This window comes from Exiguobacterium alkaliphilum 12/1 (assembly GCF_000714435.1).
Lineage (GTDB): Bacteria > Bacillota > Bacilli > Exiguobacteriales > Exiguobacteriaceae > Exiguobacterium > Exiguobacterium alkaliphilum.
Window position 1 is genome coordinate 1 of the sequence record NZ_JJMW01000032.1, and the last position, 23,096, is coordinate 23,096.

At 54.4% G+C, this 23,096-nt stretch carries 19 protein-coding genes and 1 other annotated feature; of the genes, 4 read left to right on the forward strand and 15 right to left on the reverse strand.

The genetic code is table 11. The annotated features are described in order from the left end of the window. Window positions 1-52: 52 nt before the first annotated feature. The 3 genes from RT52_RS07245 to RT52_RS07255 form a co-directional block, all read right to left on the reverse strand. Window positions 53-694 (reverse strand): hypothetical protein, encoded by a 642-nt coding sequence (locus RT52_RS07245; RefSeq protein ID WP_034816336.1) that lies wholly within the window; start codon window positions 692-694, stop codon window positions 53-55. Between the two features lie 21 nt (window positions 695-715). Beyond that, window positions 716-4,441 (reverse strand): DUF5057 domain-containing protein, encoded by a 3,726-nt coding sequence (locus RT52_RS07250; RefSeq protein WP_034816339.1) that lies wholly within the window; start codon window positions 4,439-4,441, stop codon window positions 716-718. 73 nt (window positions 4,442-4,514) lie between these two features. Next, window positions 4,515-5,735 carry a bifunctional folylpolyglutamate synthase/dihydrofolate synthase gene (locus tag RT52_RS07255; protein WP_034816341.1) on the reverse strand — a complete coding sequence of 407 codons (1,221 nt, stop codon included), beginning with the start codon at window positions 5,733-5,735 and terminating at the stop codon, window positions 4,515-4,517. Window positions 5,736-5,843: 108 nt separating this feature from the next. On the opposite strand from RT52_RS07255, the gene RT52_RS07260 reads away from it, so the two are divergent. The 4 genes from RT52_RS07260 to RT52_RS16355 all read left to right on the forward strand — a co-directional run bounded on the left by RT52_RS07260 (window position 5,844) and on the right by RT52_RS16355 (window position 7,914). Beyond that, window positions 5,844-7,283, forward strand: coding sequence for a protein adenylyltransferase SelO (locus RT52_RS07260; protein WP_034816343.1), 1,440 nt, complete (start codon window positions 5,844-5,846; stop codon window positions 7,281-7,283). 90 nt (window positions 7,284-7,373) lie between these two features. Then, window positions 7,374-7,550: a hypothetical protein gene (locus tag RT52_RS16350; RefSeq protein WP_156028795.1), complete on the forward strand. Its 177-nt coding sequence runs from the start codon at window positions 7,374-7,376 to the stop codon at window positions 7,548-7,550. Further along, window positions 7,547-7,741, forward strand: coding sequence for a hypothetical protein (locus RT52_RS07265; RefSeq protein ID WP_034816344.1), 195 nt, complete (start codon window positions 7,547-7,549; stop codon window positions 7,739-7,741). Before RT52_RS16350 ends, RT52_RS07265 begins: the two co-directional genes overlap by 4 nt. Then, window positions 7,738-7,914, forward strand: coding sequence for a hypothetical protein (locus tag RT52_RS16355; protein WP_156028796.1), 177 nt, complete (start codon window positions 7,738-7,740; stop codon window positions 7,912-7,914). Before RT52_RS07265 ends, RT52_RS16355 begins: the two co-directional genes overlap by 4 nt. A gap of 20 nt (window positions 7,915-7,934) precedes the next feature. Here RT52_RS16355 and RT52_RS07270 read toward each other — a convergent pair whose 3' ends face one another. The 12 genes from RT52_RS07270 to clpX all read right to left on the reverse strand — a co-directional run bounded on the left by RT52_RS07270 (window position 7,935) and on the right by clpX (window position 23,082). Then, a complete protein-coding gene (locus RT52_RS07270; protein WP_051690303.1) occupies window positions 7,935-8,144 on the reverse strand; it encodes a hypothetical protein in 210 nt (69 codons plus the stop codon). Between the two features lie 156 nt (window positions 8,145-8,300). Next, window positions 8,301-9,056 carry a hypothetical protein gene (locus tag RT52_RS07275; RefSeq protein ID WP_034816345.1) on the reverse strand — a complete coding sequence of 252 codons (756 nt, stop codon included), beginning with the start codon at window positions 9,054-9,056 and terminating at the stop codon, window positions 8,301-8,303. Between the two features lie 87 nt (window positions 9,057-9,143). After that, on the reverse strand, window positions 9,144-11,795 hold the full coding sequence (locus RT52_RS07280; RefSeq protein WP_034816346.1) for a valine--tRNA ligase: 2,652 nt from the start codon (window positions 11,793-11,795) through the stop codon (window positions 9,144-9,146). A 56-nt stretch (window positions 11,796-11,851) separates the two neighbouring features. Beyond that, window positions 11,852-12,075, reverse strand: a binding site (T-box leader). 47 nt (window positions 12,076-12,122) lie between these two features. Then, a complete protein-coding gene (gene hemL / locus RT52_RS07285; RefSeq protein WP_034816347.1) occupies window positions 12,123-13,427 on the reverse strand; it encodes a glutamate-1-semialdehyde 2,1-aminomutase in 1,305 nt (434 codons plus the stop codon). Continuing rightward, the gene (gene hemB / locus RT52_RS07290; protein WP_034816349.1) at window positions 13,424-14,404 is read right to left on the reverse strand and encodes a porphobilinogen synthase; all 981 of its coding nucleotides are present in this window, start codon (window positions 14,402-14,404) and stop codon (window positions 13,424-13,426) included. The genes hemL and hemB overlap by 4 nt, the downstream gene beginning before the upstream one ends. Then, complete coding sequence (locus RT52_RS07295; protein WP_245175487.1) at window positions 14,401-15,129, reverse strand: uroporphyrinogen-III synthase; 729 nt, start codon at window positions 15,127-15,129, stop codon at window positions 14,401-14,403. Before RT52_RS07295 ends, hemB begins: the two co-directional genes overlap by 4 nt. Further along, entirely contained in the window at window positions 15,059-15,976 is a 918-nt protein-coding gene (gene hemC / locus RT52_RS07300; protein WP_034809752.1) for a hydroxymethylbilane synthase, read from the reverse strand. The genes RT52_RS07295 and hemC overlap by 71 nt, the downstream gene beginning before the upstream one ends. Before the next feature lie 56 nt (window positions 15,977-16,032). After that, a complete protein-coding gene (gene hemA, locus RT52_RS07305) occupies window positions 16,033-17,376 on the reverse strand; it encodes a glutamyl-tRNA reductase (protein WP_034809755.1) in 1,344 nt (447 codons plus the stop codon). A gap of 184 nt (window positions 17,377-17,560) precedes the next feature. After that, a complete protein-coding gene (locus tag RT52_RS07310; RefSeq protein ID WP_081825918.1) occupies window positions 17,561-18,721 on the reverse strand; it encodes an AI-2E family transporter in 1,161 nt (386 codons plus the stop codon). 125 nt (window positions 18,722-18,846) lie between these two features. Further along, a complete protein-coding gene (yihA, locus tag RT52_RS07315; RefSeq protein ID WP_034809760.1) occupies window positions 18,847-19,443 on the reverse strand; it encodes a ribosome biogenesis GTP-binding protein YihA/YsxC in 597 nt (198 codons plus the stop codon). After that, the gene (gene lon, locus RT52_RS07320; RefSeq protein WP_034816351.1) at window positions 19,443-21,743 is read right to left on the reverse strand and encodes an endopeptidase La; all 2,301 of its coding nucleotides are present in this window, start codon (window positions 21,741-21,743) and stop codon (window positions 19,443-19,445) included. The genes yihA and lon overlap by 1 nt, the downstream gene beginning before the upstream one ends. 70 nt (window positions 21,744-21,813) lie before the next feature. Further along, window positions 21,814-23,082: an ATP-dependent protease ATP-binding subunit ClpX gene (clpX, locus tag RT52_RS07325; RefSeq protein ID WP_034809764.1), complete on the reverse strand. Its 1,269-nt coding sequence runs from the start codon at window positions 23,080-23,082 to the stop codon at window positions 21,814-21,816. Between the last annotated feature and the right edge of the window lie 14 nt (window positions 23,083-23,096).

The window sequence follows — 23,096 nt, forward strand, 5'->3', positions numbered from 1 at the left end:
TTCATCTGTCTACCTATTGGGGAGCATATCACCGATTGAGTGCGAGTCTTTTTCAACGTTGCTTCATCCAATTCAAGACGGCATCCGAACGAAACTCACGGGCCAACTGCTCATGTGCCGACGTCCATAACGCCCCATTCGCGATTAATCGTTCGATGAGCACCACGTGATTATGCCGAACCGCTTGATATAAAATCGATTCTTTCGCTTGCACAGGTATGACCGCGCCTGCATCAAGTAAAGAGGTGACGGCGTTCAAGTCGAGCGCATCGGCTGCGAGCACGAGTAGCCGATCGTCATGCACTTCTTCATGCACGACGTTCCATTTCGCGGCATCGGCGTTCTCGCCGTATACGCGTGCCATCAACGGCTCTCCGTTCACTTCTGCGAACGGGTCCGCCTCATGAGCCAAGTAGGTCCGAATCACCTCGCTCGTTCCATACTGTAACGCTTCTAGGAACAGCTCGGGCGTCGGTTTGACTTTCTCGGACTGAATCGCGAGTTCGACCGCTTCCCATTCACCACGTTGTTGGAGCTGATGAATGTCTTCCACGGTCAAATCGCGTTTCGAAGCAATGGCTTCTTGCAATTCGTCCCCTTCAAGGGGCGTGAGGTCGACTGTCGACGAGTTCCATACGTATAGACCGAGTAAGACAACGACCCCTAACGCAACGAGCATCCATTTTCGTTTCAATTGACTTCCAACCTTCCTCGATTAATAGCGATCATCTTTACTCTCACCAGACGTCTCGATGACGCGAACATAGAACGTGTCGGTGACAGGGATGAACGTTCGGTCGCTCGGAAGCGTCGTATACACTTGGACTTTCGCGATGCCCGGCTTAACTGGAACGAGTTGTTTCCCAGATCCATCTACTTTCACAAACGACTCACCCGACAACACGTTCAATCGATAGTCACGCCATGTCGAGGTGGTCGGCCAGAACTGGAGGGATGGGTTTCGCGGTGCGGACCCTTCTCCGATATTGATGGTCACGTCTTGAGCCAACACTTGATTCGGATACTCATTCACTCGAATCACCGTCGGATTGGATATGACGTTCTTCAGTTCCGTTTTGACGAAAGCGGTCTGTAATGAAATCGCAGACACATTTCCATTCGTCCCATGCCCGTGATTGGCGCGAAGCGTGTAGCCAGACGCTGTTCGCGTCACTGTCAACGCAGCGGGTACCGTCCCAATCAACGTCGTCTCTTTTCCGACTTCAGGGTTTGAGATAATTCGAATCTCGGCCGTATCGTTTACACGCTTTTCAGCGTCAAGGCTATCCCACACCCATAGGTCGAGTTGTTCCGGTGTTTGCGTCAACGACGGGGCTAGAACGTTTACGGTGAAGGTCGTGGACGGCATACGTACGTTCACGTTACTGAATAAATCGCCAGCGTCGACCGTCGCGCGAATGACCGTTTTGCCCGGTTTGAGTCCGCTGATTTCGAGCGTCGCGCCTTTTTGGACGAACGAAACGCTGTCACCTGATACGGTTTCGTAGCGCACGGTCTCGTATTGTGCCGTACTCGGCATGATACTCGGGGCCACCGTCACTTTTTGGCCGACGTATAACGATTGCGCATTGATTTGAATTTGCTCGGGCGGGCTGATGACTTTGACAGTTGATTCAGTCGTGATCGCCTGACGTCCTTCTCCTGGGTCAATCGTTAAACGTAGTTTGGCTTGACCGGTCTTGATTCCTTTTATGACGGCGTTATTTCCTGAGCCGCTCATTTGAACGAATCCGTCGTTGCCCACGACTTCCCACTTCAACGTTCTCCAGGTCGGATTCGAGAACACGTTCCCTTTCGCATCCGTGATGACCGGGCTGACGACTTGTTCCGCTCCGATTTGTAGCGTCACGTCAGGAATCGTCGCTTTATAAGCGAACGGGGAGCCGATGTTGATGAAGAGATCAGGGAACGTCGAGGTGATGGTCGTCTCTTTGTCCCAGTCGTTATGTTTATCCAAAATATGATCTTGCTTCTTCGAATACTCGATGTCCGTCTTGAGGACGTTGTCGGCTTGTTTCAACTGAAGGATAGAGCCAGAAGGTTGAACGGCTCGAACGACGACGTCAAACGCGAGACGACGGTCCCCGCTTTCCTCTGGTATAAAGACATTGATCGAACCGTTCCGTAAATAATAGAGCTCTAACGGGAACGAGACATCGATTTTCTGCGTGTTCGTGACGGGCCACTCTTTCCCTGCCGCGTCGCGAATGGCCACGACTTCAAGTTCTTTCGGCAACTGTTCCGTGAATGTCGCCGTGTTGATACGGATGAACTTATCCCCTAACTGGTTCGGTAGGCGGTCGAACTGTTCAGGGTACTCGATTTGATACTTGATCGTACCTGTCTCATAAAGCGAGATGGTCGAAGGGTTAATCGAGCGCGTGACTTTAATAAGATCGTTGACCGACTCCGGTCGTTTGACGTTGATCGTCAACGTATCGGTCACTTTCGCATTCCGTTTGTCCGTCGTCTCAATCGAAACAGATAATGGTTTGCCTTCGATGACATCAGCGGCCGGAATGACGAACTCTCTCACTTCGTAGTTACGTAAGTTTTCAAACGTCGCCGATTTGCCGTTGTACGTGAACGTCGAAGTAAGGGACTGGTCTTGGAAATCATAATCGCTCGGGCGCCACATGACGCGGACATCCCGTCCGGCCGTCACTTCGAGTGTCTTCGTTTTGATGTCTTCTTTCGAATACGCGTTCACTTGATCGCTGATGGATTCGATGACGTTATAAGGCTTATGATTCGCCCCGATGAAGGCTCGATACATCGTATTAATAAAGATTTTTTTCTCGTCGGCCTGCGTGAAGCTATTCGTATGTCCGGCACCCGAGTAAGTGAAGTTGTTTTTCGTGTATGTGTAATAATGGTTGTTCGCGTCTCCATACACCCGGTTTCCACCTGTGGAATAGAGGTTATACCAAGGCGTCACTTCAGGGTCATTTAAATCGAGTGTGAAATATTGATTGTGGGTATTTGAAATACTTTTTGGCGCGTCATCCAACTTGAACGGATAGTTCGTGAAAATCCCATCTTGCACTTTGATGGCACGTGACGTCTGTTCCGGCGCACCGAACCCCATATTCGTATACGTACGTTGGCCCGAGACGTTCAAGGCAGGATCTTGGTGTACAAACTGTCGCTCCCATTCTGACGTTGGCGCATCCGCACTGTTCGTCCGGAAAATTGTGTCATGCGTCAACATGACCCCTTGTCCCGTCTCACTGAAACGCTTCACTTTTCTCGTCGCACTCTCACTCATGCTCCCCGACACGTTATACGAGTCTTGGAAGCCGAAGATCAACATGTCGTAGTCGTTCGCCGCGAGCGCCGCGTCGTACACACCTTTCCCGAAACTGTCGGTGTTCCCGTTCGTCAGTTTGAACGAATAGTTGCCGGCCGGGTCGACAAGCATGTCCGACAAGTCCCGTGAGATTTGTCCGTTCGTGCTCGTCCCTGCCGTCAGTTGTAGAATATTCGCTTGTACTTGTTGGTCCAAGTAGACGAAACTTCCTTTTTTATAGTCAGCTCGTCCTGTAATCGTGTCTTTCACGACGAGCATCCAGTTCTTCGGGCCACTGAACGTCGGACGAGATAACGTGAAGTCGATTGTGCCGGAGAGCTTGGCCGCTTGCTCGACGACTTTCTCTTGCGGGTGGAAGCGATCGTTATGGTCGAAATCGATGTAGAGTTCGACGATGGTTGAGGCGTTCGGTTGCGCCGCCATATTGTACGTAAAGTTGATCGGGGACCGAACGTCGTTTCGCACCGTGATCGTATTGTTCACAAGCGGTTGTTGGTTGTATGTGACGTTCGTCGTCTTCAAGCGTGGACGGATACTCGACACTTTATTGAGCTGTTGCACCATCTCTTGATCGACGTTTTTGTTCGTCTCTCTCGGGAAGACTTTGACATTCGAATAGGTCGCAAACGAAGCGAGCCACTTCAACTGTGCGCCACCGGTTGCGGCATCTTCGTGTAGGTAAAGCGGTAAGCCGACGCGTACGATGGAATGGAACAGCTCATCAACTTTGAGGGCGGTCAAATCGTTGAATAGAAGGGTCGTATCGTGATTCGTGCTACGCCCAATTGTTCCCGTCTGATATTTTGTCGACAACGGGCTACTTCCGATCATGACAGCGTCATAGGCCCCGGTCATCGGGAAACGGGAGGCGTTGAACTCTTTAATCGTCATAAACTGTACGTTCAGTTTTGACGCATCTACATTTAACGAGCTTCGATATGAATCGATTGCCGCTTTATATTGATCGACGGTCAGAATTTTGGAGGAACTGTATGCATCTCGTAAAACAAGAATGTTCAATAAAGGCTGGTCTGTATCGGCGTGGCTCATTTGAGGCACGGTTGAGCCGAGCATGATGACAATGATAAGTACGTGCAGAAACTTACGCAACGTGAGTTCCTCCCCAAATTTGATGTTTACTCTTCATTATCACACCACTTTACCAGAACTTACATAGCTTTCTTTAATCATTGGTAAATGTTTCTTGGAAATACGTTCTGACTTCACTGATGAAGTAAAGCGATCCCGTCACGACGAGCGTTTTCGACTGCGGCTTTTCTACCCAATCCTTGAGCCACGACTTCCACTCGACATAGTCGGCCCCGTCCGCCAGTAAACTTTCTTTCATCCGCGTCCGAGGAAAATCAAACGTCGTCTCGACAACGCGTCCGACTTCGTTTAACGAGTCCACCATGGCGAGACGGTCTTTATCGGCGAGAATAGCGGCAAGGATCGTCACATCATCCTCGAGCCGTACTTGCTCGACGAGCGCCTCGACCCCTTCCGCGTTATGGGCCCCGTCAAGGAGGATACGCGGCTCTTTTGACACGAGTTCGTATCGACCTGGATGTTGAGCAATGATGAGTCCCAATCGAATCGCCTCTTCTTCCCATCCGAGATGGCGCGCGACGGCGACGGCACATGCGCCGTTATACGCTTGATGGCGCCCCGTCAATCCAAGCGTCACCGGAGGCAACCCGTCGTATGTCACGATCGTCTCTCGTCCGTCTTCAATTGATTGGACGAGCGGTGTGACGTCTCGGACCGGAGACGCGTACGCCTCCCCTTTGTCTTCTAACAATGCGATCAACCGCTCGTCCGTCAAACTATGGAACATCGGCACATCGCGCTTCATGATGCCGAACTTTTCGAGCGCGATCTCTTCGAGCGTATCACCGAGGATGCCTTGATGGTCGTGCCCGATGGACGTGACGACCGTCGCGAGCGGCCGTTTCAACACGTTCGTCGAGTCGAGGCGACCCCCGAGACCGACTTCCCAAATGACGAGGTCAGGCTGTTGTTCATGGAAATAGAGCCATGCCATGACTGTAAGCAGTTCAAATTCCGTCAACGTCTCTGGTGACGCACTCGCACAGGCTTGAACGCGATTCGCGATGTCGACGAGGTCCTCTTCCCCGATTGGTTCTCCGTTCAACATAATCCGCTCCTCGAACTGGATGATGTATGGTGAGATGAACGTCCCGACGTTCAGACCTTGTTTAATTGCCATCGACCGCAAGAAAGCGACGGTCGACCCTTTCCCGTTCGTCCCGGCAACGTGGACCGAGGGCAACTCCTCAATCCCGAGTCGTGAAAGCATCCACTCCATTCGTTCGAGCCCCGGTTTGATGCCAAACCGAAGCTGTCCGTTCAACCAATTCAATACGTCTTGTCTCGTCTCCATCTCGATTCACTCCTATATGTACACTTCCTTCTCATCTTACCAAAATTCGCAGACACCGAACGAATGAATCGGCTGTGCTATACTCGAGGCGAAGAAGGAGGGATTGTGATGACAACCAATTGGAACTTCGAGGCGACGTACCTTGAACTCCGTGACATCTTTTACGACCGGGGACCCGTCCATCCGGTCGAAGCACCTGAGCTCGTCTTGTTCAACGACGATCTCGCGAAATCGCTCGGGCTCGACATCGAGGCGGTGAAACAGGACGTCGCCCTGTTAGCCGGGAATATTCAGACCGACACGTCCTTTTCCGAGGCGTATGCGGGGCACCAGTTCGGGCACTTCACGATGCTCGGGGACGGGCGTGCCCTCATGCTCGGGGAACATCTCGCACCGAACGGAAAACGGTTTGACGTCCAATTGAAGGGCTCGGGCCCGACCGAATATTCACGGGGCGGCGACGGCCGGGCCGCCATCGGTCCGATGGTCAGAGAATTTATCATCAGTGAGGCGATGCACGCGCTCGGCATCCCGACGAACCGCGCCTTGAGTGTCGTCAAGACCGGTGAGCCTGTCATGCGACAACGTCCCGAGCATGGGGCCGTGTTGACGCGTGTCGCCTCGAGCCACTTGCGCGTCGGCACGTTCCAATATGCGGCCGCGGCCGGTTCGATCGATGACGTCATCGCGCTCGCCGACTATGCGATTCGTCGCCACGACGCTGACCTTGAAGGAAAGCCGGACCGCTACGAACAGTTCCTCCGTCGCGTCATCACGCGTCAGGCGAAACTGATCGCCGACTGGCAACTCGTCGGCTTCATCCACGGCGTCATGAACACGGACAATACGTTCATCAGCGGTGAAGGACTCGACTACGGACCGTGCGCGTTCATGGACACGTATCATCCGCATACCGTCTTCAGCTCGATTGATCGGGAAGGCCGCTACGCCTATGCGAATCAGCCGTACATCGGGTCGTGGAACTTGGCACGCCTGGCCGAGACGTTATTGCCGCTCTTCGCCGAGACGCAAGAAGCCGCCATCGACATCGCCAACGAGCTGTTGAACGAGTATACCGAGACGTATAAAGAAGCATACTTCACGGGACTCGCGCATAAGATTGGGCTATACGTCCGAAAAGACGGAGACGATGCGCTCACGGACGAATTGCTTCGCCTGATGGTCGAGACCGAGGCGGACTTCACGAACACGTTCCGCGCCCTCACGCTCCGTGACACGGAATCGCTCGCCTTCGCCAATCGTGACGACGGCAAGGCGTGGCTCGCAGCCTGGCGGAAACGTCTCGGGGAACAAGGTCTTCCGGATGAAGACGTGACCCGGCTCATGCGCCAGCACAACCCCGCGGTCATCCCGCGCAACCATCACGTCGAGTCAGCGATTCAAGCAGCCGCTCGTGGTGACTTCGAGCCGACACATGCACTCCTCGTCGTTCTCAGAAGCCCGTATGATTACGAAGCCGACTACGGACGCTACGTCTCGCCAGGTCCACCGCGGACGGTTCCGTACCAGACGTTTTGTGGCACATGATCTATCCCGCTCTCGTGGGATGGATTTTTTTAGGAACCTTCTACAATCAATCGACGTATAGGTGAGTATCAACGATTCAGGAGGTTCCCTATGCGTCTACTCGCGTCACTCATCTCACTCGGTTTCGCCTGCCTCATCTCGCTCGAGCTGTGGCAAGGTCCGTTTCATAGCGGCTGGGTTTGGTCCATGCCCGCGTTTTTCTTAATCGTTTCGTTCTTCCAGTTCATGAAACATTTGAACGAGTTGGAATGGGAGGAAACAAAATGAAGGTCACAATCGTCGCACTGATGTTTCTCATCGTTTCGGCTCCCTACACGGTATATGGTCTCTATCTCCTATTGATCGGCCAAACGGTCCAGCCACAATGGACCGGGCTTGCGCTCGGTGCCTTGTTCATCTCATCGTACTTCCTATTGACCAAACAGCTACCTGGTTGGGACGGAAGTGACCACGAATGAGAGTCGTCTATTTCATTTTGATGCTCATCGCCGCGTTTCTGTACGCGGTCTATCTCGTCCATCTGTATCGGGTCGGGTTGACCGATTCGCTCTACATGCATTTCCTTTGGATTACCGCTATCGGCCTCTACATCACCTGGCTAAAACGAAGAACCTCCAGACGTCAGGATTGATGTCGGGAGGTTCTTCTCGTTTAAATCCCAAAGTGGACCAAGTCTTTCCCCTCGCGCTCAGCACGGACGATTAGGCTCGCTAAATCGCTCAACGCTTCTGATTGAGGGAATGCTCTTGACTGTGTGACGACATTATAGAACATCGACAACGATTCGTTTGGGATTATGGTGATTCCATAATAATCTAACCCGAGTTCAGGACGATGATACGAATGGAAATAGGTACGCATAATCGAACACTCCTCCATAAGCTCTTGGATAAAATCATCATCAACCTCAGTGTATCCATTATAATCTGAATTACGTATAGGTGTTTTCAAGTTTCGATCCCATAAATCAAATTCGTGCACTGGCAAACAAGAACCCATCCTTTCTCCTGATTTAATTTATTCTTTTATTGGAAAGTCTGCCGATGACGCCTCTGGTAACGAGTCCGAGAGGTCGAGCAACGTCTCTTCCGATACGTTCCCTGTCACGACAATCAGTCTCCCTTGGTCGAAGTAATACAAGCCGTTCCCTACCGGTTGATTTAAGCGATACCGCTCATTCGAAACGTCTCGTCGGTCAATCAATTCACCGCCAGTCACACTAAACGAATCGGTCGACAAAATCGTGATGCGCTCCGTCTCATCATACAACGTCCACATCTCGACCGGGCGCTCGAGCTGATTCATCTCAAAGTGGGCGATAAAGAGCTCCGCTTCAGGCAAATCCAATCCGTGTCGGACTTTTTCAGCCGCCTTGGACACGGTGAGGTGTTGAATACCATGCAACATCCACTCCTCGCCCCGTGAATAGTTGAACACGCCGAACGAATCGTCGCGATCAGGCAACCGGATGGCGATGAGTCCAAGATTATCGAGGACCGTTTCGTAGAAAACACCCTCTTTCGAGGGTTGCTCGGACGTGCCATCTGTATATTGAAGTGTGTATTGGGCCGTGACCGCATCGACAAGTCGAACGGTCCCTTTCGGCACATCTTCAATCACGGAGCCGAACACGTCTTTCTCCTCCGATGTCGATTCGGTTTCTTCGTTGCTTGTTACTTCGGATTCGGTTCGTTCAATCGGCGCAGGCGTTTCCGCCATACACCCGCTCAAACCGAACACAGCAAGGCTCGCGATGACCCATCGTCGCTTCATATCTCATCCACCTTTGTCGTATGTAATACCTAATTCTACCAAAAAAAACCTTCTTCGGAGAAAAAATCTCCAAAGAAGGTCAAGGGATTACTTGCGCAACTCTTCCAAACGGGCGCGGACCGCGTCACGTTTGTCGAGGTAGTCTTTCTCTTTCGCTTTCTCTTCGTCGATGACGTGAGCTGGCGCCTTGCCGGTGAAGCCTGGGTTGCCGAGTTTCTTCTGAACGCGCTCGACTTCCTTCTCGTACTTCGCCACTTCTTTTTCAAGACGGGCGATTTCTTCTTCGAAGTTGATGAGGTCGGCGAGCGGGATGAACAGTTCTGCGCCCGTCATGATGGCCGACATCGACTTGTCCGGTGCCGTCAAGCCACGTCCGATTTCGAGCTCGGTCGCGTTCGTGAACTTGCCGATCGTTGCTTCGTTCGCGCTCAAGTAACCTTGTGTCGCCTCATCCGACGTCGAGATGAAGAGCTGGATCGGTTTCGACATCGGCGCGTTCACTTCCGAGCGGATGTTACGGACCGAACGGATGACGTTCATGACCGCCTCGAACGCAGGTACCGAGTCTGCGAAGTGGAGGTCGTCACGGCGCGTCGGGTAGCTCGCACGGACGATCGAGTCGCCTTCGTGCGGCAAGTGCTGCCAGATTTCCTCTGTGAGGAACGGCATGAACGGGTGCATGAGACGCATGATCGAGTCGAGCGTATGCGCGAGCACCGAGCGGGTCGTCGCTTTCGCCGCCTCGTCCTCACCGTAGAGCGTGAGTTTCGCCATCTCGATGTACCAGTTACAGAACTCTTCCCAGATGAAGTTGTACAGGTAGCGACCGGCTTCGCCGAACTCGTACTTGTCGACGAGACGCGTCACTTGGTCGACCGTGTCGTTCAAACGAGTGAGGATCCACTTGTCGGCGAGCGTCTTCTCACCTGACAAGTCGATTTCTTCATACTTCATGCCGTCCATGTTCATGAGAGCGAAACGGCTCGCGTTCCAAATCTTGTTCGCGAAGTTCCATGTCGATTCGATTTTCTCCCAATAGAAACGGAGGTCGTTCCCTGGTGTCGATCCCGTAAGGAGGAACCAGCGGAGCGAGTCCGCGCCGTATTGGTCGATGACTTCCATCGGGTCGACGCCGTTCCCGAGCGATTTCGACATCTTGCGGCCTTCCGAGTCGCGGATGAGACCGTGGATGAGCACGTCGTTAAACGGCTGCTTCCCTGTGAACTCGAGCGATTGGAAAATCATGCGCGATACCCAGAAGAAGATGATGTCATAACCCGTGACGAGCGCGCTCGTCGGGAAGTAACGGTTGAAGTCTTTCGCATCCGTGTCCGGCCAGCCCATCGTCGAGAACGGCCAAAGCGCTGACGAGAACCACGTGTCGAGCACGTCTTCGTCTTGCGTCCAGTTCTCGCTGTCCGCTGGTGCGTCTTTCCCTACATATACCTCGCCCGTCTCGTTATGGTACCAAGCCGGGATGCGGTGGCCCCACCAGAGCTGACGGCTGATACACCAGTCGCGGATGTTCTCCATCCAGCGGAGGTACGTGCCTTCGAACCGCTCCGGGACGAAGTTGACTTTCGTGTCGTCATGTCCTTGCGCTTCGAGCGCCGCTTTGGCGAGCGGCTCCATGTCGACGAACCACTGTTTCGAAAGATATGGCTCGATGACCGCGCCCGAACGTTCCGAGTGACCGACCGAGTGCGTGTGCGGCTCGATCTTGACGAGCGTGCCGTCCGCTTCTAAATCTTTCACGAGTTGCTTGCGGCATTCGAAGCGGTCGAGCCCTTCGTACTTGCCTGCGTTCTCGTTCATCTTGCCGCCTTCGTCCATGACGAGGACGCGCGGGAGTTCGTGACGGTTCCCAATCTCGAAGTCGTTCGGGTCGTGTGCCGGTGTGATCTTCACGCAGCCTGTACCGAACTCCATGTCGACGTAGTCGTCCGCGACGATTGGAATCTCACGGTTCATGACCGGGAGCATGATCGTCTTGCCGACGAGGTGCGCGTAACGCTCATCTTTCGGGTTGACGGCAACGGCCGTATCGCCGAGCATCGTCTCCGGACGCGTCGTCGCGATCTCGATGTGGCCCGAACCGTCCGCGAGCGGGTACTTCATGTGATAGAACGCGCCTTCGACTTCTTGATAGATGACTTCGATATCCGAGACGGCAGTCTTTTGCGCCGGGTCCCAGTTGACGATATACTCGCCACGGTAAATCAAGCCTTTCTCGTACAAGCGGACGAATACTTCCTGAACCGCTTTTGAGAGCCCTTCGTCGAGCGTGAAGCGCTCACGCGAGTAGTCGAGGCCGAGGCCAAGTTTTGACCACTGGGCACGGATCGTGTCCGCGTACTCGTCTTTCCACTCCCACGTCTTCTCGAGGAACTTCTCGCGACCGAGGTCGTAACGCATGATGCCGTCCTCACGGAGCTTTTGTTCGACTTTCGCTTGTGTCGCGATGCCGGCGTGGTCCATCCCTGGGAGCCAGAGGACGTCATAGCCTTGCATGCGCTTCAAGCGCGTCAATAAGTCTTGGAGCGTCGTGTCCCATGCGTGTCCGAGGTGAAGTTTCCCCGTCACGTTCGGTGGCGGGATGACGATCGTGTACGGCTGTTTCGAGTCGTCCTCGTCTGCTTTGAATACGTCGTTCTCTAACCAGTAGTCGTACCATTTCGCTTCCGTCGCACTCGGGTCGTACTTCGTCGGCATGGTGATTTCGTTTGTCTCGTTGGCCATATATAATGCCCCCTCTATAAAATGTAAACACAAAAACGGCTTCTTTCGTCCTATACGCTAAGGACGAAAGAAGCCGAATCTTCCGCGGTACCACCTTAGTTCGCCAAACACGTTGGCGCCCTCAAAATCGAATAACGGTCGATGGACCGGACCTCTCTACTCGCGTTCAAAAGGTCAGCTCCGAGGCGACTTCCGCACCATCCTTCGCGGCCTTGCACCTAACGGCCGCGTCTCTGGGAAAGGATGTTTGTTGCGTACTATTCCTCATCATAGCTTTTGTTCGTATCTGTTAAACAATTGTAGCGACAGAAGCGGGTTCCGTCAAGATTAGAGTGAAAACTCTTCTTGTAGCTCTTTGAACGTCGCTTCGACCGCTGCGAGCGTCTGCTCGATGTCCTCGTCCGTATGCACGGTCGAGAGGAACAAGCCTTCGAACTGTGACGGTGGCAAGAACACGCCGCGCGCCGCCATCTTCTGATAATACGAGCGGAACATCTCGAGGTTGGCCGATTTCGCCTTCTCGAAGTTCGTCACTTTCTCGTTCGTGAAGAAGAAGCCGAACATCGACCCGGCACGGTTCGTGTCGTGCGGGATGTTGTACTTCTCGCCCGCTTTCGTGAAGCCTTCGGCGAGACGATCCGCTTTGCGTTCGAACTCCGCATAATGTTCCGGTTTGAGTTGCGACAGCGTCGTGTAGCCGGCAATCATCGCGAGCGGGTTTCCTGAGAGCGTGCCCGCCTGGTAAATCGGTCCTTGCGGCGCAATTTGTTCCATGATCTCGCGTTTCCCGCCGTACGCGCCGACCGGAAGACCGCCGCCGATGACTTTCCCGAGACACGTCAAGTCCGGCGTCACACCGAAGTAGCCTTGGGCACAGTTGTAGCCGACACGGAAGCCGGTCATGACCTCGTCAAAGATGAGGAGCGCGCCGTTTTGCTCCGTGATCTCACGGAGTCCTTCGAGGAAACCAGGCTGCGGTGGCACGAAGCCCATATTGCCCGCAGCCGGCTCGACGATGACACCTGCGAGGTCATCGCCGTACTTCTCAAACGCGACGCGGACCGCTTCTAAGTCGTTATACGGCACCGTGAGCGTGTGGCTCGCGAGTTCTTTCGGCACGCCCGGTGAGTCCGGGAGGCCGAGCGTCGCGACACCCGATCCCGCCTTGATGAGGAGCGAGTCGCCGTGACCGTGGTAGCAGCCTTCGAACTTCAAGATTTTCGTCTTGCCCGTGTAACCGCGTGCGAGGCGAAGTGCCGCCATCGTCGCTTCCGTACCCGAGTTGACCATACGCACCATCTCGATCGATGGGACGCGGTCGATGACGAGTTCCGCCATCTTCGTCTCGAGCTCGGTCGGTGTCCCGAACGTCCAGCCCTTCTCGGCCTGCTCTTGGATCGCTTTCGTCACGACAGGGTCACGGTGACCGAGGATGAGCGGTCCCCAAGAGAGGACGTAGTCGATATATTCGTTGCCGTCGATGTCGTACACACGTGAGCCTTCACCACGTTCGGCGAAGATCGGTGTCATCCCGACTGATTTATAGGCACGGACCGGGCTGTTCACCCCGCCCGGCATGAGCGGACGTGCTTGTTCGAACGCCGCTTCTGAGCGTGTTTGTTTGTAGGTCATGCGTAGTCTCCTTCCAAATAGCGACAGACGTCTTTAGCGAAATACGTGATGATGAGATCGGCGCCGGCCCGTTTGAATCCGACCATCGTCTCCATGACGATGCGTTGTTCGTCAACCCAGTCGTTCAACGATGCCGCTTTGATCATCGCGTACTCCCCGCTCACGTTATACGCCACGATCGGCATATCGAGCGAGTCGCGCATATCACGGATGATGTCCATGAACGCGAGCGCCGGTTTGACGATCATAAAGTCCGCCCCTTGCTCGACGTCCGATTGCGACTCCCGGAACGCCTCGCGACGGTTGGCCGGGTCCATCTGATAGCCTTTCCGGTCACCTTCACCCGGTGCCGACTGCGCCGCGTCACGGAACGGTCCGTAGTACGCCGATGCGTATTTGACGCCGTAGCTCATGATCGGGATATGGCTGAACCCGTTTTGATCAAGCCCTTCCCGAATCGACGCGACGAAGCCGTCCATCATCGAACTCGGCGCGATGATGTCAGCGCCGGCTTGTGCTTGCGTGATCGCCGTCTGGACGTGAAGCGGTAGTGACGCGTCGTTATCGACGTCCCCGTTCTTCACGATGCCGCAGTGGCCCGTTGACGTATATTCACAGAGACACGTGTCGGCGATGACCGTGAGTTCTGGCGCCCACGCTTTCACTTGACGGATCGCTTCTTGGACGATGCCGTGGTCATGATACGCTTCCGAACCTTCCGGGTCTTTATGCTCCGGTACGCCGAACAAGAGCACCGACTGAATACCGAGGTCGACGATCTCCTTGATTTCGTCCTCGAGCCGGTCGAGCGAGAAGTTGAAGACGCCGGGCATCGAACTGACCTCACGCTTAATATTTGTCCCTTCGATGATGAAGAGCGGGTAAATCAAATCTTCTTTCCGAACATGGTTTTCACGTACGAGTGCACGCATCGACTTCGATGAACGAAGGCGACGGTGACGGTCGAACTGGTTCATGAAAAATCCTCCCCTACACACTGTATTAATGCATCCATAGTATAACACTCAGGCACGCGGACCGGTAACGTCGACACTTCCCGGACGGCGCGCTCGGTCACTTCACCGATGGCGTACCACGTCCCGTCGAAACGGTCGAGGTACGGTGTGATCGCCCGAACGGCGGACGGGCTGAGGACGAGAAGTGCGTTGACGCGTTCGAGCGCCTCGACTTCCGCCTCGGTCAAGTCACGACCGACCGTCTCATAGACGACCCAGTCGACGACATGGTGAAGTTGTTTCATATGATCTGTGTTCGCCAAATCGCCCCGGGCGAACACGACGGTCTCGTCCGGTTTGACGACGTGGGCCAACTCGTGGAACAGCGCCTCGCCCGTATACGTCTCCGGCATGAGCGAGACGGTGAAGCCAACTCGTTCGAGCGCTTGTTTCGTCTTCTCGCCGACGGCGGCGACGCGGACGTCGCGCGGGACGTCCGTCAGCGCCGGTACGGCTGTCTGGCTCGTGACGACGAGCCAATCGAATGAACGGGTCGGTAGTGGCGCATCGGTCAATCTCGTCTCGATGAGCGGGACGTGATGAACGGAAAGACCGCTCGCCTCGAGCGTGGCCCGTTGCGAAGCGGTCAATCGTTTTGTCCCTGTGTGCCAGACGTCACACATCGACCGAGGCGAGAATCTCACGTCCGCCACGTCCGAGGAGTTCGTTCGCCACGTCTTGCCCAAGTGCGATTTCATCCTTCGACGTCTTCGTCACGCGGAGCACTTCTTTCCCGTCGACCGAGGCGATGAGCCCGGTGAGCGTCACATCGTCCCCGTCGACCGTCGCGTAACCACCGACCGGCACGTGGCAGCTCCCTTCGATCGCCTTTAAGAACGTCCGCTCGGCCGTCGCCGCTTTCGCCGTCACGTCATCGTGTAACAGTTGTAAGACCGCCGTCACTTCAGCGTCGTCTTTCCGGCTCTCGATGGCGAGCACGCCTTGGCCGACGGCCGGGACCATCATGTCTGGGTCGAGCGCTTCGAAGTCGACACGGTCCGTCCACCCCATGCGCTCAAGCCCGGCTTTGGCGAGCAAGATGGCGTTGAAGTTTTCCGTCTCGAGTTTTTTTAGTCGTGTGTCGATGTTGCCGCGAATCCATTGAATCTCGAAGTCCGGGCGCGCCGCGAGCATTTGCGCGCCGCGACGGAGCGAGCTCGTCCCGATAATCGCACCTTCCGGGAGCGTCTCGAGCGTATGGCCGTTCTCACAGATGAGGACGTCACGCGCGTCGACGCGCTTTGGCATACAGCTGATGTAGAGCGCTTCCGGAAGTTCGGCCGGGACGTCTTTCATGCTGTGGACCGCAAAATCGATGTCACCGTCGAGCATCTGTTGTTGAATCTCTTTGACGAACAACCCTTTTCCGCCGACTTTGGATAACTGGACGTCGACGATTTGGTCACCTTTCGTCACGATCTCTTTAATCTCGAACTCGTTTTGTGCGCCAGCTTTCTTCAATTGCTCGATGACCCATTTCGTCTGTGTCATCGCGAGTTGGGAACGGCGTGAGCCGACAATGATTTTACGCATGATTGGTCTCCTTCATAGAAAAAGGCGACGAGATTCGCCGCCTGTTTGATTTTGTATTAGCGCATCAAAGCGCGTAGTGGTGCTTTAGCTGACATCGCTTCGGCTTCTTCCGTTTCCGGTTCGGCGTCAGGGATGTCGACATCGAGACCGAACGTCTCGACGAACTGGTTGATGCGTGTGTTCGCATCCGGCTGAGCGGCTGCGTCTTTAATATAGTCAATCGGTTCGCGAAGCATCTGGTTAATGATTGACTTCATATGCTTGCCAATGACCTTTTTGTCGCGATCCGACAAATGGTCGAGCTTACGCTCGAGGCTCTCCATCGTCTCCTCTTGAATCGTGAGCGCGCGGCCGCGCAACTCGTTCATGATCGGCACGACGCCGAGCGTGACGAGCCATGCCTGGAACTCGTGAATCGCAGCGTCAATCTTCACTTCAATCTTCTCGGCTTCGACGAGGCGGGCCGCCAAGTTCTTGTTGACGATGCCGTTCAAGTCGTCGACATCGAACAAGTGGACACCCGGAAGCGCACGTACCGCTGGATCGATATCTCGCGGTACGGCAATGTCAATCAACAAGAGCGGACGTTCACGGCGGAGCAGTTGCGCTGCCGCCACGTCATCATATTCGATGACGGCTTGCTTCGCGCCCGTCGAGCTGATTAAAATGTCCGCATCGAGCAGACCGCAGGCAATCTCACGAATCGAATGGGCCCGGCCTTTGAACTTGTCCGCGACCGCTTTCGCCTTGCTCTCGGTCCGGTTGAAGACGGCGATTTGTTTCGCCCCAGCCTCGAATAAGTTGAGCGTCGTCAACTCGCCCGTCTCGCCGGCACCGACGACAACGACTTGCTTGTCGTCAAGTGACGTATACATCTCTTGCGCGAGTGCGACCGCTGCCGAGCTTACCGATACCGACATTTCCCCAATTTGCGTCTCGGTATGAGCCCGTTTGGCGAGCGTGACGGCTTCTTTGAACAGTTTGTTAAATACTGTCCCTGTCGTGCCGTTCTCTTGCGCACGGAAGAAGCTCGACTTCACTTGCCCTAAAATCTGTGTTTCCCCAATGATCATCGAATCGAGCCCAGACGTGACGCGGAACAAGTGGCGAATCGCCTCTTCACCTTCACGAATCGACAAGTATGGCGTGAACTGGTCCATCTCAAGGTCGAACCAGTTGGCCAAAAAACGTTTCGTGTAATAACGTCCCGTATGGAGCTGGTCGGTGACGACGTATAGCTCGGTCCGGTTACACGTAGACAAAATAACCGACTCGAAAATGCTCTTCTCTTCGCGAAGTGCAATCATCGCATCCACGATTTCTTGCTCCCCAAACGAGAACTGCTCCCGAATCGCGACAGGGGCTGTCTTGTTATTCAGTCCAACGACGACAATATGCATGTATCTCTTCCCCTCATCCAAAATCCACCGACGGTTGTCTTTTCTATTTCAATCTCTACCGTACATTATAACAGTTCTTATCTGGGAACTATAATCTTCTGTTTGATTTTCCTGAAATAAAATAAGAACTTTTTGTGACGAAAAAAAGTAGAAACGGACAACGAAGCCATTTCTACTTTTTTCGTCATTTCAACCCGGAAGGATCGGTGATAATCGCACTTTCCGATTTTTCTTCTTCGGCCTCCAAGTATTGCTTATGCTCCCGCAACTTATAGATGCGGACGATGTTTTGGACGACGACTTTCGCCACCGCATACGTCGGCACGGCGATGAGCATCCCGATGATGCCGGCGAGATTCCCCGCGACGAGCAACACGATGATAATCGTAAGCGGGTGCACTTTGAGGGATTTCCCTTGGATGAGCGGCGAGATGACGTTCGACTCGATCTGCTGTACGACGATGATGACGATGATGACCCAGACGGCCATAATCGGCTCTTGGATGAAAGCGACGACGACGGCCGGCGCGGCACCGAGGAACGGACCGACGTACGGGATAATGTTCGTGACCATCATGAAGAGGGCGAGCAGAATCGCGTAATCGACCCCAACGATCCAAAGCCCGATGAGCGACGTGATGCCGACGAAGAACGCGACGAGCAGTTGTGCGTGCACATAGTTCTTCACCGTCGTGTGCATGTCGTTCAAGATTTTGCGCGTCTCGGTCTCATAGCTCTTCGGCAACCATTTGACGATCGAGTCCGGAAGACGCTTCCCGTCAAGGAGCATATAGATGAGCATGAACGGAATGACGACGATGGTGATGACGGCCGACGTGATGAAGCCGACGAGACGACCGACCGATGAGGCGACGTTGCCGAAGATGTCCCCTAGGTACGCCGTGACGTTGTTCGTGAACTCGGTGAACATGTCATCGTTCTCATTGACGAATCGTGACAAGAACTCGTTTTCCATGAGCGAGTCCCGAACGGCGAAGATTTGCACCTGCAACTCTTTCGCGATGCTCGGCAAGGCGTTCACGAGTGACGTCACTTGCTCGACGAGGAGCGGCCCGAGCACGCTGAAGACGATTGTGATGATGAGCAGGAGTGACGTCAAGGTAATGGCGACGGATACGCCGCGTTTCCCGGAACGTCTCTCCAAGTAGTCGACGATGCCGACGAGAAAATAAAAGAATAGTCCAGCAATGATGAGCGGTACCGTGACGAGCGCCAGGATTACTTTCACCGGTTCGAACACGAATGAGATCTGTGTCCCGACCCAGATGACCAAGAAAATCGTCAACGTCCAAAATAATGCGCGGTACCATTTGTTTCCAAACATAATATGCATCCTTCCACCTCGTTCAATATTCTCTTGTCCTAACAATATATGTAGACAATTATACGATAAATACCCGCTCCGGTAACCATGAAAACAAAAAAGACGAGGGAATCCCCTCGCCTCGTTCAGTCGTCTTCGCGTGTCAACAAGTCGTAAATCGCTTTCCACGCCTCGTCTTTTCCTTCTGCCGTCTCCGCCGAGAAGGCGACGAACCGGTCGGACGGGTCGAACTGAAGCTTGCGTTTGACGGCCGACTCGTGTTTTTGACGCTGGCTCTTCTTGATTTTATCGAGCTTCGTCGCGACGACGATGACCGGAATGTCGTAATGCTTCAAGAAGTTGTACATCGTCACATCGTCGCCGGTCGGCTCATGACGGATGTCGACTAAGAGCACGACACCACGGAGTGCCTGTTGTGTCGTCAAATATTGCTCCATCATGACGCCCCACTTCTCGCGTTCGGTCTTCGACACTTTCGCGTAGCCATAGCCCGGGACATCGACGAACATGATTTCGTCGTTGATGTTGAAGAAGTTGAGCGTCTGCGTCTTCCCAGGCTTTGATGACGTCCGCGCGAGCGCCTTACGCTGACAAATCTTGTTGATGAACGACGACTTCCCGACGTTCGAGCGTCCGGCGAGCGCCACTTCTGGCAATTCATGTACCGGGTAATGGTCAGGCGCGACGGCGCTCGTGATAAATTCTGCTTTAGTGATTTTCATTAGTTTCCTCCAAATGCTACGTCTAGTACTTGATCGAGCGTCGTCACAGGCACGAACGTCAGTTTCTCACGGACCGTGTCTTGAATGTCGTCGATGTCGCGCTCGTTGTCGTGCGGAATCACGATGGTCGTGAGTCCGGCCCGATGTGCGGCGAGCGCCTTTTCTTTCAATCCGCCAATTGGCAACACACGGCCCCGGAGCGTAATTTCTCCGGTCATGCCGATGTCACGGCGGACTTTCTTGCCGGTCAGTGCCGAGATGAGCGCGGTCGCGATCGTGATGCCGGCCGATGGACCGTCTTTCGGGACGGCACCTTCCGGGACGTGGATATGCACGTCTTGGCGCTCATAGAACGTTGGGTCGATGCCGAACCGCTCGGCGTTGGCACGGACGTAACTATACGCCGTCTGTGCCGATTCTTGCATGACGTCGCCGAGTTTACCCGTCAACTGGAGCTTGCCCTTGCCTGGTGCGAGCGCCACTTCAATCGTGAGCGTATCGCCCCCGAACGCCGTGTACGCGAGGCCCGTGACGGCTCCAATCGAGTCTTCCGTCTCACCTTTCCCGTAGCGATACTTCGGTTTCCCGAGATAGTCACTCAGTTTCTTCAACGAGATCGTGACGCGTTTTTTCTCGCCGATGGCAATCTGTTTCGCTGCTTTCCGGCAGAGCGAACCGATGACGCGTTCTAGGTTCCGGACACCGGCCTCACGCGTGTAGCGACGGACTACCTCATAGAGCGCGTCCTCTTTAATCGTCAGCTGGCTTTTTTTCAACCCGTGCTCTTTATATTGTTTCGGAATCAAGTGGCGCTTCGCAATCTCGACTTTCTCGAGCTCGGTGTAGCCCCCGATTTGAATGAGTTCCATCCGGTCAAGGAGTGGTGCTGGGATTTGCGACACGTCGTTCGCCGTCGCGATAAAGAGGACGTTCGACAAGTCGAACGGCTCCTCGATATAGTGGTCCGAGAACGAGACGTTCTGTTCCGGGTCGAGCACTTCAAGCATCGCTGACGCCGGGTCACCCCGGAAGTCGGACGCCATCTTGTCAATCTCATCGAGCAAGAACACCGGGTTCTTGCTTTCGGCTTGCTTCAAGCCACGAATGATTCGACCCGGCATCGCGCCGATATAGGTCCGGCGGTGACCGCGAATCTCGGCCTCATCCCGCACCCCGCCGAGCGAGACACGGACGAAATGCCGTTCGAGCGCCGAAGCGATCGAGCGGGCGAGCGACGTCTTCCCGACCCCGGGAGGTCCAGATAAACAGAGAATCGGGCCACGGAGCGAGTTCGTCAATTGGCGGACGGCCAAGTACTCGAGGATGCGGTCTTTCACCGACTCGAGCCCGTAATGGTCGTCGTCTAAGACGTCGGCCGCGTGTTTGACGTCGAGTTTGTCTTCCGTTTCGATGCCCCACGGGAGCGAGACGACCCAGTCGAGATAGTTGCGAATGACGGCATACTCTGGCGAGGTCGCCGGTACGACGTTCAACCGCTCGGCTTCGCGCATGACGTTCTTCCGTGTCGTCTCAGGCAAGTCGAGCGCCTCGAGCTTCTCACGGAGACGGTTCGGTTCTGAGTCTTGCGACTGGTCACCGAGTTCTTGTTGAATCGTCTTCATCTGCTCACGTAAATAGTACTCTTTTTGCGCCTGCTCGATCGTCTTCTTCGTCCGTTCACGCAACTCTTGCTCGAGCTCGATGATCTCGACTTCATGCGTCATGATCTCGAGCAGTTCGAGCCCGCGCTTCACGGCGTCCGGCTCTTCGAGCATCGCTTGGCGGAGGTCGACATCGATGTCGAGCTTCGAAGCGATGTAGTCGGTGAGCGACTCGAGCCGCTCATACATCTCGAAACGGCGCCGTTCGTCCGGCGACAACCCTTTAATCGACCCGACGAGTTTGCCGAACTGTTCTTTCAACAACCGGACGAGTGCCGTCCGTTCGACTTCTTCGCCTTCGACGAGTTCGAGCGGCTCGACGTCGGCGAACCAGCCTTCCTTCGTCTCATCAATCGCATTGATTTTGACGCGTTCTTTCCCGACGAGGCGGACCCGTACCGTCTCGTTCGACAACTCGCTCATCTTGGCGATGTGGACGCGCGTCCCGATCGCATATAAATCTTCCTGCTCAGGTGATTCTTTGCCTGTCTCTTTTTGGGTCACGACAATCAAATCTGTCTCGTGTTCCTTTGCGGCAAGGAGTGCCCGTAAGGAGAGCGGACGACCGACATCGATCGTCACTCCGATCAGCGGATAGACCACGACTCCACGCAAAGGAAGGATTGGTAATTGTTCCATTACAACGCCTCCTGTGCAAAAAGGCCCAAAACTCGGATGTGCCGAGTGTTTGAGCCTTTTACGTTAAAAGTTATGCTGTCTCTTTGTTGTCGCCCGTCTGTTCGACAGTGCCATCGCGGAGGACGTATTTCGGACCGGCAAGACCCGTAATCGTTTCATCCGTGATGATGACTTTCTCGATATCGTCGCGCGATGGGACGGTGAACATCACATCGAGCATCATTTCTTCGATAATCGAGCGGAGACCGCGTGCGCCAGTCTTACGTTTAATCGCAAGTTTGGCAATTTCAATCAACGCCTCGTCTGTGAACGTGAGTTCGACGTCGTCGAGTTCGAGCATTTTCTCGTACTGACGAACGAGGGCGTTCTTCGGCTTCGTCAAAATCTCGACGAGCGCTTCTTCGTCAAGCGTCGTGAGCGTCGCCATGACCGGTAAACGACCGATGAATTCAGGAATCAACCCGAACTTCTGAAGGTCTTCCGGAAGCGCACGGGCGAGCAAGTCTTCTTGCGTCAACTCGCGGTTCTCTTGGTCGTTCCCAAAACCGATGACTTTCTTCCCGATGCGGCGTTTGACGACCGCTTCGATGCCGGCGAACGCGCCGCCGACGATGAACAAGATGTTCGTCGTATCGATTTGGATGAACTCTTGATGCGGATGCTTGCGACCACCTTGTGGCGGGACACTCGCGACCGTACCTTCCAAGATTTTGAGAAGTGCCTGCTGAACGCCTTCACCCGATACGTCACGCGTGATCGATGGGTTTTCCGACTTGCGGGCAATCTTATCGATTTCATCGATATAGATGATGCCCTTCTCAGCCTTTTCGACGTCGTAGTCGGCCGATTGAATCAACTTGAGCAAGATATTCTCGACGTCTTCCCCGACGTAACCTGCCTCTGTCAAGCTCGTCGCGTCCGCGATTGCGAACGGGACGTTCAAGACGCGTGCCATCGTCTGAGCGAGAAGCGTCTTACCGCTACCAGTCGGTCCGATCATCACGATGTTCGACTTCGAAAGTTCGACATCGTCCGAACGGCCGCCGGCGTTGATGCGTTTATAGTGGTTGTAGACAGCTACCGAAAGCGCACGTTTGGCGCGGTCTTGACCAATGACATACTCATCAAGGATGTTGCGAATCTCTTGTGGTTTCGGGATGTCTTTGAATTCGACTTCTTCCTCCACACCGAGCTCTTCCTCGACGATTTCATTGCACAGTTCGATACATTCGTCACAAATGTATACGCCAGGACCGGCGACTAATTTACGGACTTGTTCTTGCGATTTTCCGCAAAACGAGCACTTGAGTTGCCCCTTTTCCTCGTTAAATTTGAACATTCGGTACACCCCTT